The organism is Flavobacterium adhaerens (genome assembly GCF_040045115.1).
Classification (GTDB): Bacteria; Bacteroidota; Bacteroidia; order Flavobacteriales; family Flavobacteriaceae; genus Flavobacterium; species Flavobacterium adhaerens.
In genome coordinates this window covers 404,862-419,407 of record NZ_JBDLZX010000001.1, presented here as the reverse complement: position 1 = coordinate 419,407, position 14,546 = coordinate 404,862, and the positions used below count along the sequence as shown (strand labels likewise).

General features: G+C 32.5%; 12 protein-coding genes. 4 read left to right on the top strand and 8 right to left on the bottom strand.

Annotated features, from left to right (window positions below):
- Positions 1–67: 67 nt before the first annotated feature.
- The 6 genes from miaA to ABEB18_RS01760 form a co-directional block, all read right to left on the bottom strand.
- Positions 68–994, bottom strand: coding sequence for a tRNA (adenosine(37)-N6)-dimethylallyltransferase MiaA (gene miaA / locus ABEB18_RS01785; RefSeq protein ID WP_348797289.1), 927 nt, complete (start codon positions 992–994; stop codon positions 68–70).
- Positions 995–1,181: 187 nt separating this feature from the next.
- Positions 1,182–2,543: an exonuclease domain-containing protein gene (locus ABEB18_RS01780; RefSeq protein WP_348797288.1), complete on the bottom strand. Its 1,362-nt coding sequence runs from the start codon at positions 2,541–2,543 to the stop codon at positions 1,182–1,184.
- Positions 2,544–2,689: 146 nt separating this feature from the next.
- Positions 2,690–2,995 (bottom strand): four helix bundle protein, encoded by a 306-nt coding sequence (locus tag ABEB18_RS01775; protein ID WP_348797287.1) that lies wholly within the window; start codon positions 2,993–2,995, stop codon positions 2,690–2,692.
- 79 nt (positions 2,996–3,074) lie between these two features.
- Positions 3,075–3,734: a YggS family pyridoxal phosphate-dependent enzyme gene (locus ABEB18_RS01770; protein ID WP_348797286.1), complete on the bottom strand. Its 660-nt coding sequence runs from the start codon at positions 3,732–3,734 to the stop codon at positions 3,075–3,077.
- 20 nt (positions 3,735–3,754) lie between these two features.
- Positions 3,755–4,642 carry a 3-hydroxyacyl-CoA dehydrogenase family protein gene (locus ABEB18_RS01765; RefSeq protein ID WP_348797285.1) on the bottom strand — a complete coding sequence of 296 codons (888 nt, stop codon included), beginning with the start codon at positions 4,640–4,642 and terminating at the stop codon, positions 3,755–3,757.
- Between the two features lie 86 nt (positions 4,643–4,728).
- Complete coding sequence (locus ABEB18_RS01760) at positions 4,729–5,694, bottom strand: Gfo/Idh/MocA family protein (RefSeq protein WP_348797284.1); 966 nt, start codon at positions 5,692–5,694, stop codon at positions 4,729–4,731.
- 163 nt (positions 5,695–5,857) lie between these two features.
- Between ABEB18_RS01760 and ABEB18_RS01755 the strand changes: the two genes are divergently transcribed.
- On the top strand, positions 5,858–6,499 hold the full coding sequence (locus tag ABEB18_RS01755; protein WP_348797283.1) for a protein-L-isoaspartate(D-aspartate) O-methyltransferase: 642 nt from the start codon (positions 5,858–5,860) through the stop codon (positions 6,497–6,499).
- Between the two features lie 33 nt (positions 6,500–6,532).
- Positions 6,533–10,285 carry a transglutaminase domain-containing protein gene (locus ABEB18_RS01750; RefSeq protein WP_348797282.1) on the top strand — a complete coding sequence of 1,251 codons (3,753 nt, stop codon included), beginning with the start codon at positions 6,533–6,535 and terminating at the stop codon, positions 10,283–10,285.
- Positions 10,286–10,356: 71 nt separating this feature from the next.
- Here the strand turns inward: ABEB18_RS01750 and msrB are convergent, their stop codons facing one another.
- Both msrB and ABEB18_RS01740 read right to left on the bottom strand, forming a co-directional pair.
- Positions 10,357–10,749: a peptide-methionine (R)-S-oxide reductase MsrB gene (gene msrB, locus ABEB18_RS01745; protein WP_348797281.1), complete on the bottom strand. Its 393-nt coding sequence runs from the start codon at positions 10,747–10,749 to the stop codon at positions 10,357–10,359.
- Between the two features lie 5 nt (positions 10,750–10,754).
- Positions 10,755–11,618: an alpha/beta hydrolase gene (locus ABEB18_RS01740; RefSeq protein WP_348797280.1), complete on the bottom strand. Its 864-nt coding sequence runs from the start codon at positions 11,616–11,618 to the stop codon at positions 10,755–10,757.
- A gap of 186 nt (positions 11,619–11,804) precedes the next feature.
- Between ABEB18_RS01740 and ABEB18_RS01735 the strand changes: the two genes are divergently transcribed.
- Complete coding sequence (locus tag ABEB18_RS01735) at positions 11,805–13,238, top strand: glycogen synthase (protein ID WP_348797279.1); 1,434 nt, start codon at positions 11,805–11,807, stop codon at positions 13,236–13,238.
- A complete protein-coding gene (locus tag ABEB18_RS01730) occupies positions 13,228–14,508 on the top strand; it encodes a glucose-1-phosphate adenylyltransferase (protein WP_348797278.1) in 1,281 nt (426 codons plus the stop codon). The genes ABEB18_RS01735 and ABEB18_RS01730 overlap by 11 nt, the downstream gene beginning before the upstream one ends.
- Positions 14,509–14,546 lie beyond the last annotated feature (38 nt).

Here is a 14,546-nt window from a genome sequence, read left to right as displayed (position 1 = left end):
TGACTTATGACTTATGACTTATGACTTATGACTTATGACTTATGACTTATGACTTATGACTTATGACTTATGACTTATGACTTACTTTGGATATATAATCTGTGATATGATTTATATTGGTCAAATAATCAAACCATTTGGTGTTTTCATCACGTTTGAACCAGGTGAGTTGGCGTTTTGAAAATCTTCGGGTGTTTTTTTTGATTTCTTCAATGGCAAAATCCAATGTAAATTCGCCAGCAAAGTAACTAAACAATTCTCTATAACCAACTGTTTGGAGTGCGTTTAACTCTTTTTGGGGATATACCGATTCGGCTTCTTTAAGAAGTCCGTTTTGCATCATGATATCTACGCGTTGGTTTATTCTTTCGTAAATGATGTTACGGTCAGCTTCAATTCCGATAAGAATTGAGGTGAAATCACGATTGTTTTTCTTTTGATTTAAGAAAGAGGAGTAGGGTTTGCCTGTCCCGATGCAAACTTCTACAAAACGCATCATACGTTGTGGATTTTGTAAAGTTTGTGGATTTTCGACCGAGATTTTTTGAAAGTAATCGGGATCTAAAGTTTCTAATTGTTGCTGTAAATAGTCTATTCCAAGGTTTTCATAATTCGAATTTATTTTTTCTCTAACACTCTGATCGATTGATGGGAATTCGTCAAAACCTTTCAAAATAGCATCTACATACAAACCCGATCCGCCTACAAGTATTACATAATCATTGGTTTGGAATAATTCTTCGATTTTTGCAAGTGCTTCTTTTTCAAAATCACCAACAGTATAATGGTCTAAAATAGATTTGTTTTGTATGAAATGATGGGGTGCAGCGGCTAGTTCGTCAGGACTTGGTACTGCGGTTCCGATACTTATTTCTTTAAAAAACTGTCGGCTATCACAGGAAACAATTTCACAGTTGTAATAATTGGCTAATTTGATGCTCAAAGCGGTTTTTCCTATGGCAGTTGGTCCTACTATGGTGATTAAATATTTCATTGTGATGGTTTGGGTTTTTAATAGTCCAGATGGCAACGAAAACCCCGGAATTATTGCATTTTGTTTTTTCTTGGTATAAAAGAGCGACTAAAAGAAGCTCCTTTTATGCCTTAGAAAAACTTATGGAATAATGAGGAGTTGTAGTGTACAGCTGGATTAACTACTAAATAATAATTTTATTTATTTTTTAAAAATTAATGATTTTAAAAACTCTGTTCTTTCGTAAATAAGCCTGAATATGATTTCGAGTATTCCTATTGTTTGGGATAGGGATTAATATATTTTTTAGGATTTCGGGAGTATTGATTTGATAATTTAAATCAAAAAAAGCAAAACCTTTGAGTATTCCTTTCTCAATTAACAAAGCGGAATGTTCTCCAGTTTTTCGTCCTTTGTCAATGATAATCATGTTTTTGTTTTCAAAGAGGTTTTTGTCGATAAAAATCTTTACTCTGGCATTGTATTCATTAGGAGATATTTCTTTTCTGCAGGCACCGTCACACTGGTTGTTGCTGTTAGGAATACAGGGAGTTTTAGCGTCTGAAATTCCAGTTAGTTTTGGGCATAATTGATAGCTCGACGTGATCCGATTTAGCGCTCCATTACCTTCCTGTTGATTGCTGAAAGCGGTTATTTCTTTTTTGCGACCATCTGCTTTTTGAAGTTTTAAATTCAAATATCCATCAGCATCTTTTTCTGCATAAATAGCCCAATTTAATGTGTTTTTGCGAGCCATTCGATTGTAAATGGGACGGTTTTTCTTTATTTCTTCGGCTTCTTTTAAAAGTGCAATCAATTCGCTTCCAGTTTCTTCAAAGGTTACAGTAAAAACTTCGGATTGGATTTTTTTGGCACTGCTGGTTATGCCTGTAAAATGTTGATTGACTCTTTTCTTGATGTTTTTACTTTGACCAATAAATATAATTTTACCATCCTCACGATGAATATAATAAATTCCAGTTTTGGATGGTAAACTCTCTATAATGTCCCTTAATTTTGGAGAAACTCCTTTGAATACTTCTGATTTGATGAGTTCTTTGGTAATGGTTTTTTCCAAATCTTTGTCCAAAAGCATTTTGAAAAGTTTGACTGTAGCCATAGCATCACCGCTTGCTCTATGACGGTCGGCCATTGGTATTCCGAGTGCTCTTACCAGTTTTCCTAAGCTATGTGAAGGTTGTTCGGGTAATAGTTTTTGCGATAATTCTACTGTGCAAAGAGTATTTATATTGAAATCATAACCTAATCGACGGAATTCGGTACGTAGAATTCTGTAATCAAAAGAGGCATTGTGAGCCACAAGAACACAGTCGTTAGTGATTTCGATAATACGTTTGGCAACTTCATAAAACTTAGGTGCTGAACGCAACATTGCATTATTGATTCCTGTAAGTTTGACTACAAAAGGCTGAATTGGAATTTCGGGATTGATTAAACTAATAAATTGATCGACAATTTCGTGACCGTCAAATTTATAGATGGCAATCTCGGTGATTCCCTCTTCATTGTATTGTCCTCCAGTGGTTTCTATGTCGAGTATTGCGTACATTATTCAATATCAATATCAAAAGTCAATGTCAATAACTATAGCATATTCTAAAAAATGAAAATTGTCATTGTTATTGTATTGATTCATTTTTTGTTGTTTATCATTTTTGAAGCAATTGCTATAAGTTCTTCAACTTCTGCCAAAAGCTATTTTCTTTCTTCTGTATTGCCTCCATTTATATAATCAAGGACTTTTAATGAATTTCTAGATTCCTTTAATTCTTTTACAGAAAGGGAAACTTTAAAAACAAAATCTTTACTTGTAATGGTACCTTGGGCTTCTCCATAGTTTAGAGAAGAACTTCCAGATGATCTTATAAGCTGATTTTTATAATATTCAAGTTCAAAAGATTTTTCGAGTTTTCTAACAAAGAAAATACATTCACCAGCAAATCTAACCAAACGATCTTCAAAATTGTAAATTTTATCAAAATTAGGTTCGTTAACTTTCATAGTAATTCTTAATTGTTTGTCGAATTTTACATACCATTATTGATATTGTCATTACCATAGATTTTTGCCATTGAAAAATTTATCTCCCTCCAAATATACTACTTCCAATTCGAACCATTGTGCTTCCGCAGGAAATTGCTAATTGATAGTCGCCAGACATTCCCATTGAGATAGTATTCAGTTCGCAGTTTTTAGTGTTCAGAGGTTTTAGTTTGTCAAAAATAGATTTCAAATGGATAAATTCCTTTTTGATTTGATCTTGGTTATCTGTAAAAGTAGCCATTCCCATCAAACCCACTATTCGGATGTTTTTCATTTCTCTGAATGATGGCGAGGCTAGGACTGAAGCTAATTCTTCTTCATCAAGACCAAATTTTGTTTCTTCTTCTGCGATGTATATTTGGAGTAAACAATTAATTGTTCGATTGTTCTTGATAGCTTGTTTGTTGATTTCTTCTAATAATTTCAAACTGTCCACACCGTGAATTAAATTCACAAAAGGAGCCATGTATTTGACTTTGTTGGTTTGAACGTGTCCAATCATATGCCATTGGATATCTTTGGGCATTTGTTCCCATTTTTCGACCATTTCCTGAATTTTGTTTTCGCCAAAAATGCGTTGACCTGCATTATAGGCCTCCATCAAATCAGAAACTGGTTTGGTCTTAGAAACGGCTACCAAAGTAACCTGTTCTGGAAGGGATGATTTTATATTTTTTAAATTATCTTGAATAGTCATGACTTAAGCAAGCTTAATGTTTAGATGAATTGTTTCGAAATCTTCTCGGCTTTTTTACTTTCGCTATAATCATAAAACCCTTCGCCAGATTTTATTCCCAATTTTCCAGCTCTTACCATATTTACCAATAGTGGGCAAGGAGCGTATTTAGGATTTTTGAAACCGTCGTACATTACGTTTAAAATGGCTAAACAGACATCGAGGCCAATAAAATCAGCCAGTTGTAAAGGTCCCATTGGGTGTCCCATTCCTAGCTTCATAACAGTATCAATTTCATAAACACCAGCTACTTTGTTGTATAATGTTTCAATCGCTTCGTTTAGCATCGGCATCAGAATTCTATTGGCTACAAATCCTGGATAATCGTTAACTTCAACAGGAGTTTTGCCTAGTTTTTCGGATAATTTCATGATGATATTGGTGACTTCATCGCTGGTGTTGTACCCGCGAATAATTTCGACCAATTTCATGATTGGTACTGGATTCATAAAATGCATTCCAATTACACGTTCTGGATGCGCTACAACAGCTCCTATTTGAGTAATCGAAATTGATGACGTATTGGTCGCCAAAATGGTATTATGTGAGCAAGCTTCGTTTAACTGTTTGAAAATATTGAGTTTTAATTCTATGTTTTCGGTAGCAGCTTCAACTACCAAATCAGCACCTACAACTCCATCCTTTATATCGGTATAAGTAATAATATTGGTGATGGTTTTTATTTTATCTTCTTCAGAGATGGTTCCTTTGGCAACCATTCGATCCAAATTGGTAAAAATAGTCTCCATTCCTTTATCTAAAGCTTTCTCGGAAACATCGATCAGTTTTACAGTAAAACCACTTTGGGCAAACGTATGAGCAATTCCGTTCCCCATGGTTCCTGCTCCAATTACGGCTACTATTTTCATTATTTATTTGTTTAAAGTTAAAAAGTTTAAGGTTTAAAGCGTAATACATGAACTTTAAACCTTAAACTTTAAACTGATTTTTGAATTTATTTTTTAAAACAATCTATAATCTGATAGGCAACTCTTAAGGCTTGTGTTGCTTGTTCTAATGTCACAATTGGATTGGTGTCGTTAGTAATAGCATCAGCAAAGGATTCTAGTTCGTCTAAAATGGCGTTATTTTGTTTTACATCTGGGTTAGAGAAATAGATCTGTCTTTTTACTCCTTCGGCATTTTGTAAAATCATATCAAAATCACCAGGGACTTCTGGAGCGTCTTTCATTCGTACTACTTCGCATTTTTTTTCTAGGAAATCGACAGAGATGTAAGCGTCTTTTTGAAAAAATCTCGATTTACGCATATTTTTCATCGAAATACGGCTCGCAGTCAAATTTGCAACACATCCATTTTCGAATTCAATTCTTGCGTTTGCAATATCTGGGGTGTCGCTTATTACGGATACACCACTTGCGCTAATATTTTTTACATTAGATTGTACAACACTCAAAATTGCATCTATATCGTGAATCATTAAATCTAAAACTACTGGGACATCGGTTCCTCGTGGATTAAATTCGGCCAATCGATGCGTTTCAATAAACATTGGGTTTTCGATCATGCTTTTGGTAGCAATGAAAGCAGGATTAAATCGTTCAACGTGACCAACTTGACCTTTTACATTGTACTCTTTAGCTAATGCAATGATTTCTTCTGCTTCCTCTACGGTATTTGAAATGGGTTTTTCTATAAAGACATGCTTGCCCGATTTTATTGAAGCTCTTGCACATTTGTAATGAGAAAGAGTAGGAGTTACAATATCTATTACATCTACAGCGTGGATTAAAGAGGCTATTGTAGAGAATTGTTTGTACCCAAATTCTTTGGCTACTTTTTCTCCATATTCTTGGTTTTCATCATAAAAACCAACTAATTCATACTTTTCGGATTGTTGTAGTAAACGTAAATGTATTTTTCCTAGATGCCCAGCACCCAATACTCCAATTTTAAGCATAATAATGATGTTTCTACAAAAATAGTAATAAAATGAGAATTTCCAATTTATAAAATTCTAATTTGTATGTAAGTTTTGTTCGTAAGAATTGTAAATTGGTTTTTATTTTGAGTACGAAATTGATTTAGTTTTCTATTTTTGTTTGATAATAAAACCTTAAATTTTGAAAGATACAGCCAAGCATCAAGGACTACGAAATCAGTTAGTAAGTAACCTAAAACAAAAAGGAATTACTGATAAATTAGTGCTAGAAGCTATAAAAAAAATTCCACGACATCTATTTTTGAATTCCAGTTTTGAAGATTACGCCTATCAAGATAAGGCTTTTCCTATAGCTGCAGGTCAGACTATTTCTCAACCTTACACAGTAGCCTTTCAGTCACAATTATTAGAGATCCAAAAAGGACACAAAATATTAGAGATTGGAACGGGGTCAGGATATCAAACAGCCGTTTTGTGCATGATGGGAGCCCAGGTTTTTTCTGTAGAAAGACAAAAAGAATTGTTCAAGCAAACATCAATATTATTGCCTAAACTTGGTATTCGTCCAAAACATATTTCATTTGGCGATGGATACAAAGGTTTGCCTGCACATGCGCCATTTGATAGTATAATTGTAACAGCTGGTGCCCCAATTATTCCACAAGCTTTAATGGCTCAACTTAGAGTTGGAGGAAGACTCGTTATTCCGTTAGGCGAAGACGTTCAAATTATGACAATGCTGATTAGGATTAATGAAAAACAATTTGAAAAACATGAATTTGGAGAATTTCGTTTTGTTCCTTTATTAGAAGATAAAAATTAAAATTGCTATTTAACCAACCATCAAAATAAGTCTATGAAAAAAATTACTATTCTAATTTTATTATTCGTCTCTAATTTTATTTACTCGCAAGTAGATTATACAAATGTTTTAAACTTATTAATTAATAATAAACGAGATGAAGCTCGAACCTTATTTGATAAACAGTTTGGAAAAAACAAAACGAACAGTATCGATTTATTGTTTTTAGATGCTTTTATAGATGAGCAATCAGGAAAAGTAAGTTTTGATGAAACTTTGCTAAAGAATTTAGAGAATCTTCCTAATTCTCACTATTACATAGCTCCTTTTATAAATAAAGATATTGTTTTAGGAGATATTACGGTAGATGCTTGTAATGACTTGACTTATAATAAAATAGATTATTTATCATCTTCGCCGAAATTTAAAAATTTGCCAATAGTACAATACCGAAAAGCCATTTTTGAACGCAAGAGAATGCGATTTGAAGAGGCCAAAAAGTCATTTTCGGAACTAGGAGTAATTACAAAATGGCAATTTTGTGGTGTGTTTGAAAACCTAAACGGGAGTGGTCTGGATATAGAGTATGAGCCTGAAACGTATGCCAAAAATGATAAATTATTTGACGCTAACAGTAATGGTAAAATTGGTTGGTACAATCCGAAAGATGTAGAAGATGATGGTTATCATTTTTTTACCAATGAAGGAGAGTACGGTAGCGGAATTATTTATGCTCAAACGTTTATAGAATCTGCAGATTCAAAAAATGTTTTATTGCATTTTGGAGCAAGTCAAGGCTTGAAAATTTTCTTAAACGATAGCGAAATTTACTATAATCAAGACATCAAGAGAACAAACCTTGATGCTTATACCGTAAAAATTAAACTCGAAAAAGGGGTAAATCGATTATTGTTTAAATTGTCTATGAATGGTGGGGGCGATTATTTCTCGGCTCAAATCAAAAACCTGAATTCTTCAATACCAAGTGATTTAAAATTTACCGATACTTATCAGGCCTATACTACAACCAAAATGGATATAGCCGATGTACAAATTTTAAAATTAAACTATGAAGAGTATTTTGATAATTTAGTCCAGAAATTTCCAAATAATATATTGTACAAATTATATCAATATATGGCTTATGAATCTAACGGAAAATCTATTGACGCTTACGATGCTATTGAAGGCTTAGATAAAAAATACCCAAACAGTTCTCTAATTGCAAATTATTTTCTTAGATATTACGAATTAGAGGGAGACGAAGAACAAAAAACACAAGAAATTATTAAGAACATAGAGAAGAATGACGTAGATTATTATTACGTTACCTATGCTAAAATGCTAGATAGTAAGTTTCTTCAAAATTCGTCAATCACTGAATTGGAAACCTATAGAAATCGTGCTGCAAAATACAAGCAGAGTTTTTGCAAACTAATGTTCGATTTTTTGATTGCTTCCAAAAAAGAAGATGTTGATGGCATGTTTAAGTTGTTAGGAGAAATAGAAAAAGATACTTACGGAAACGAAAAATTCAAAATTGCTTCGGCTTCTTTGTATTCTAAACTAAAAAATGATAGAGCCAAAACAATTGCGCTTTTAGAAGAGATTTCTAAGACAAAAATAATCAACGAAGTCGATAATTTATTAATCAATTATTATAATGAATTAAATGATAAAGCTGCTGTTGAGAAAATTGTAAAAAGACGTATTGCTGAGTATAGTTATATTAATCAATTTAGAAATGATTATATCACTATTTTGGCCAACGAAAACAAATATGACGAAGCATTAGCTGTTATAGATCAAAATTTGAACAACTTTCCGTATTCGTTTACCAATATGGAAAAGAAAGCTGTGATTTATAATTTGAAGCAAAACAATAAAGAAGCCGAAAAGTATATCCGTCAGTCATTAACTCATAATTCGGGTAACGAAAAATTGAGAAAGCAATTATACGACATCAATAAAACTCCTGATGAGATTGAAGAAGTAGCGACAAAAGACATTTATAAATTGGCTAAAACCAGAAGAAATTCTAAATTAAAAAGTGATTTTGGGGTAGTGCTATTGTTGGATGAATATATTGTAAATGTTTTTCCAGAGGGCGGAAGAAAATCTAGAATATCGTATTTATTTGAAATTACTTCAGAGACTGGAATCGAAAAAATGAAAGAGTATTCATTAAACTTATACAGCAATACCGTTATAAAATCGGAAATCATCAAAGCTGACGGAACAATTGTTCCTGCCGAAGAAGGAGATAATTTGTTGGTTTTTTCGAATCTAAAAGTCGGAGATGTAATTTTTATTCAATACGAACGTATTGAAAACGAAACAGGACGTTTCTATAAAGATTTTAATATATCATGTTATTTTGATAGCGATTATCCTTCTACCGAAGCTATTTTTGGGTTAATTACTCCAGAAGAAACAAAATATTATACCAATTTTAATAATGGAGATGTAGTTGCTATTACCAAAAAAATAAATGGTAAAAAATGTAATATTTGGAAAAGAGTAAACATTCCAGCATTATCCCTAAAAGAAGATTATGCACCTATTGCTAGCGACTTGACCAATACCATTGAAGTAAGTACTGTAAAATCTTGGAGCGAAATTTCGAATTGGTACTCGGATTTAGTGAAGAAAAATTTGAAAGCAGACAAAATTACAAAGGACACCTTCAATTCGATTTTTCCTAAAGGAATTTCTAATGTAAGCGATGAACAAAAAGCTAAAGCAATTTATACTTATATCGAAAAAAATATCACTTACAGTTCGTTAGATTTTAGACAAAGTGGTTATGTGCCTCAAAAACCGTCCAAAACTATTACAACTAAATTAGGAGATTGTAAAGATGTTTCGACTTTGTTCGTTGCCTTGTCAGAATTAGCAGGTTTAAAGTCTAATTTGGTTTTAGTTTCTACAAATGACAATGGTTTTAATTCGATGCATTTGCCATCCAGAGATTTTAATCATTGTATCGTAAAAACAATAATTGATGGAAAAGAAGTTTTTCTGGAACTTACTGATAAATATTTGCCTTTTAGAATGTTGCCAGGTTCGTTGTATAAAGCTAACGCATTGGTGATTTCTTTTGACAAAAAGGAAAATGAAGTGTCTAAATTGATAAACATTCCATTTGACTCAACAGTGAAAAACATTTTAAAAACCTCTACTGTAGTTACTTTGGACGAAAAATCAAAAGTTTTCGTAAATAGACATACTATCGAAGGAGCTACAAAATCGTATTATAACGAACTATTCTCTGATGCTACTTCTCAGGATGTAAGGGATAAGGAAATCGAAAAAGGCTATAATAAACAATTGCAAAAAGTGGTTAGTTTGCAATCGGTAAAATTGTTATCGAATGAAACATTTGATAAATCAATTTCCTACGAAACTAAATTTTCTATAAATGAGAATTTACAAAAAGTTGGAGCGCTCAAAATCACCGAAATCCCTTTTATTGATAAGGTTTATACAAGAGATATTATTGCTACCGAAAGCAGAAAATTCGATATTAATTATTTTAATTATGAAAATAATAACCGCTACGAATCTGAAGTTATTTTGAATATTCCTGAAGGGAAAAAATTCTCTGAAATTCCAGAGAGCAAAACCTTTACTTTCAAAAATCAAAATTACTCCATCAAGTTTGAGTTGGTAAATAGTAATTCGTTAAAAATAAATAGAGAAGTGGTAATTCCTTGGGATAATATTAAACCAGACGATTATTTAGAATACAAAAAATATGTTGAAGAAGTTATCGCAGCCGAAGAACAAATTGTTGGTTTTAAATAATTCAAATCAACTCTAAAACAAAAAAAGCTTTACGAAAAACGTAAAGCTTTTTTTGTGAGGATAATTAGAGATTATTTTTCTTTAAAATCAACCGATAAAGAGTTTACACAATATCGTTGACCTGTTTTTGTAGGACCATCATTAAAAACATGGCCTAAATGTCCGCCACAATTAGCACAAACTATTTCGGTGCGTATCATTCCATGGCTTAAATCTTTAATGTATTCTACTGTTCCAGGAATAGATTCGTCAAAAGAAGGCCAACCACAATGTCCATCAAATTTTGAACTGCTTTCAAACAAAGGAACTCCGCAACCACCACAACAATAAGTGCCATTTTCAAAATGCAGATTGTATTTTCCAGTATGTGGGTATTCGGTTCCTTTTTGACGCAAAATTCTATAACGCTCAGAACCTAATTCGTCTTCCCATTCTTTTTCTGATTTTACAAAAGGATAGTTCATAATCATTATTTTTTTATAAAATTAATTATTTTTTGAATTACTTGCTGATCGGCCAATATCTTTCGGTGTCCCAATTGTTCGGTAATCATTAATTCGCCATTCTTTAAATGTTTATGAATGTGAATGCTGGCTTTTACAGAAACTTCAGGATCGTCTTTGTCATGAATAACAAGTGTGGGCACGGTGCTGGTTTGAGCCGCTTTATAGGCACAATAATCGTCCATAATGATATGGTATTTTTTTTCAAATTGTTTGCGTAATGCAACACTGATGTCGAGTTTTAATCCCAATTTGGTAACAAAATCGTCGGTAATGTCTTTTACGATATCACCACTTCCAATGATTATGGCTTTATCAACCTGTAATCCTTGTTTTATAGCATTCATTACCGACATTCCTCCTAATGAATGTCCGATGATAATTTCAAATGGGCCAAACTGTTTGTCAATTTCAAGGATTGATTCGATAAAATCGATCATAACAGTCGTGCTTCCTGGTGATTTTCCGTGAGCTGGCGCATCAAAACTTATGGTTTCATAACCGTTGTTGGTAAGTTCTTTTGCAATTTTACATAATTGCGTACCTCTGCCAGACCAACCGTGAACAAGAAGCGCTTTTTTATTGTTTTTTCCGTATTGATAAATATTTATTTTTCTGTTTATTGAAGGCACAGTAATCATTTGCTGAATACTGTTTTGATTCATTTCAATTTCACGTTTCGGAAGTTTGTGTTTGATTGGGGTTGTGAATAATCTGGAAACAAAAATTGTACCCCATTTGAGAGACAGAAAAGTGATAAACTTACTAGAAAGTTGTATTGTTTTGGGTATTTTTAATGGTTTAGTATGATTTGTGGACTTTTTTGTCATATTGATAAAATTACTTTAAAACTTTTTAAGTGTTAATTTTTTTAACTAAATTTAGAAAAACATAGAAGTACTATAAAATTAATGTTAATTTAATTTGTGAAACGACAATAAAATTAGCTTTTTTTTAAATTTAGAAGAGTATTTAGATGGATGATAATAATAGCATTTAAGATAATATTTTAAAATTTGACGAATATATTTCATATTGGAGCTGAATGTTACCCAATTGCCAAAGTTGGTGGTCTTGCTGATGTAATTGGAGCACTGCCTAAATATCAAAAAAAAACAGAAAACAAAGTTAGTGTAGTTATTCCTTGTTATCAAACAGTTTTTAGGTTAGAAAACAATTTTGAGTGTGTTCACTCTGGAAAAGTTAAATTAGGGAACTTTAATTTTCCGTATGCTATTCTAAAAGAATCTACAAATAAACTTGGTTTTGAAGCGTATGTAGTCGATATACCTGAGCTTTTTGATAGACCCAATGTGTATAATTATCGTGATGATATTGAACGATTCGTGTCTTTTCAAATAGCGACACTTGATTGGATTTCCGAACAAGATACTATTCCAAATATTATTCATTGTCATGATCATCACACAGGGTTAATTCCCTTTATGATAAAGTATTGTGCTAAATATGTTAGTTTAAAAAATGTTGCTACACTTATCACTATCCATAATGGATTGTATCAAGGGGTGTTTTCTTTTACTAAATTGTATTATTTGCCAGATTTTGATTTGGTTAATGTTAGAGAATTAGAGTGGGGAAATTGTATCAACTCATTGGCTACAGCCATCAAATGTGCAGATTGGGTTACTACAGTTTCACCGAGTTATTTGAAAGAACTGAATTATTCCGATAATGGTTTAGAAACTTTATTTCAACAGACAAACCATAAATCGAAAGGCATTCTTAACGGAATTGATGACGAAGTTTGGAATCCCGCTACCGATCCGATGATAGCTGTAAATTATTCCATTTTAAATTGTGTAGAAGGCAAACAAAAAAATAAGGAACAATTGTGCTCACAGTTTGATATGGATCCTGAAAAACCACTTTTTAGTTTTATAGGAAGATTATATACTGAAAAAGGAGCCGATTTATTGCCAAAGACGGTAGTGTCAGTTTTGGAAACTTTCAAAGAAGAAATTAATATCCTGATTTTAGGATATGGCGATACAGAAATCGAAAGTCAACTTAAGCTGTTGAAAGATAGTTTTATAGAGAATTATCACGTGCATATTGGGTATAACGAAGAATTGGCACATCAAACATACGCAAGTTCTGATTTTATATTGATACCTTCAAGAGTTGAACCTTGTGGACTGAATCAAATGTATGCGATGCGTTACGGAACAATCCCAATTGTAAGGAGAGTAGGAGGATTGAAAGACACAATTGTAGATTTTGAAGATGAAGGTAACGGAATCTGTCATGATCAAGCCACTGTCGAAGATATTTGTTTTTCGATAGAAAGAGCAGTTAGGCTATTTCAAAATAAAGATATTGTTAATCAAATTAGAATAAAAGGCATGAATACCGACCATTCTTGGAAGCATGTAGGTCAAGAATATTTAGAATTATATAATTTAATTATTGCTAAAAGACATGAAGACTAAAAAGAAAAATGTAATCGCTATTATTTTGGGAGGAGGTCAAGGTTCAAGATTATCTCCATTAACAGAAAGACGTTCCAAACCCGCTGTTCCTATCGGTGGAAAATTTAGATTAGTAGATATCCCGATTTCAAATTGTTTGAATTCGGATATTTATAGAATTTTTGTTCTAACACAATTCAATTCTGCCTCTTTAAATGCCCACATCAAGAATACTTTCCAATTTAATGCTTTTACAGAAGCTTTTGTTGATATTTTAGCCGCCGAGCAAACACCTGATAATCCTACATGGTTTCAAGGAACCGCCGATGCTGTAAGACAGTGTATGCCTCATTTTTTAAATCACGATTTTGATTATGCTTTGATCCTTTCGGGTGATCAGTTGTACCAAATGGATTTGGATGATATGATTGATGCGCATATTAAAAATGAAGCCGATATTTCTATTGCAACACTTCCTGTTAACGAAAAAGACGCAACGGGTTTTGGGATATTAAAAACCAATTCTGAAAGTTTTATCGAAAGTTTTATCGAAAAACCAGCTAAAGAGTTATTGCCTGATTGGAAATCGCAGGTAAGTGAAGAAATGGAGCGAGAAGAAAAACACTATCTAGCTTCGATGGGGATTTATATCTTTAATAAAAAATTATTGGTAGAGCTGATGGATAACCCTAGTACAACTGATTTTGGAAAAGAGATTATTCCACAGGCTGTCGGGCAAAACAAAGTTTTTAGTTTTCAGTACGAAGGGTATTGGACTGATATTGGAAATATAGATTCCTTTTTTGAAGCCAATATTGGTCTTACCGATGATTTGCCTAAATTTAATTTATTCGACGATCAAAATAAAATATTTACGCGTTCTAGATTGTTGCCTCCAACAAAATTCAAAGAAACCAAAATTGATAGATCTTTAATTTCGGGCGGATGTATATTGAATGCCAAAGAAATTACTCGTTCAGTAATAGGTGTCCGTACTAGAATTGGTGATGATACCGTTATCCAAAATTGCTATGTAATGGGGAACGATTATTATCAAAGCATTGAGCAAATGGACGAAGACATTAAAAACAACAAACAACTAATAGGAATTGGAGAAAGATGTTTTATAAATAATGCCATAGTTGATAAAAATTGTAGAATAGGTAATGATGTTTATATTAACGGAGGGAATCATTTAGAAAATGTTAATAGTGAATTTTATGTTGTTAAAGAAGGCATTGTTGTCGTCAAAAAAGGAGCCATAATCCCAAATAATTTTAGAATAGAATAGCTTAATGTTTTGAAGGTTTTATTGAAGCTTTATAAACA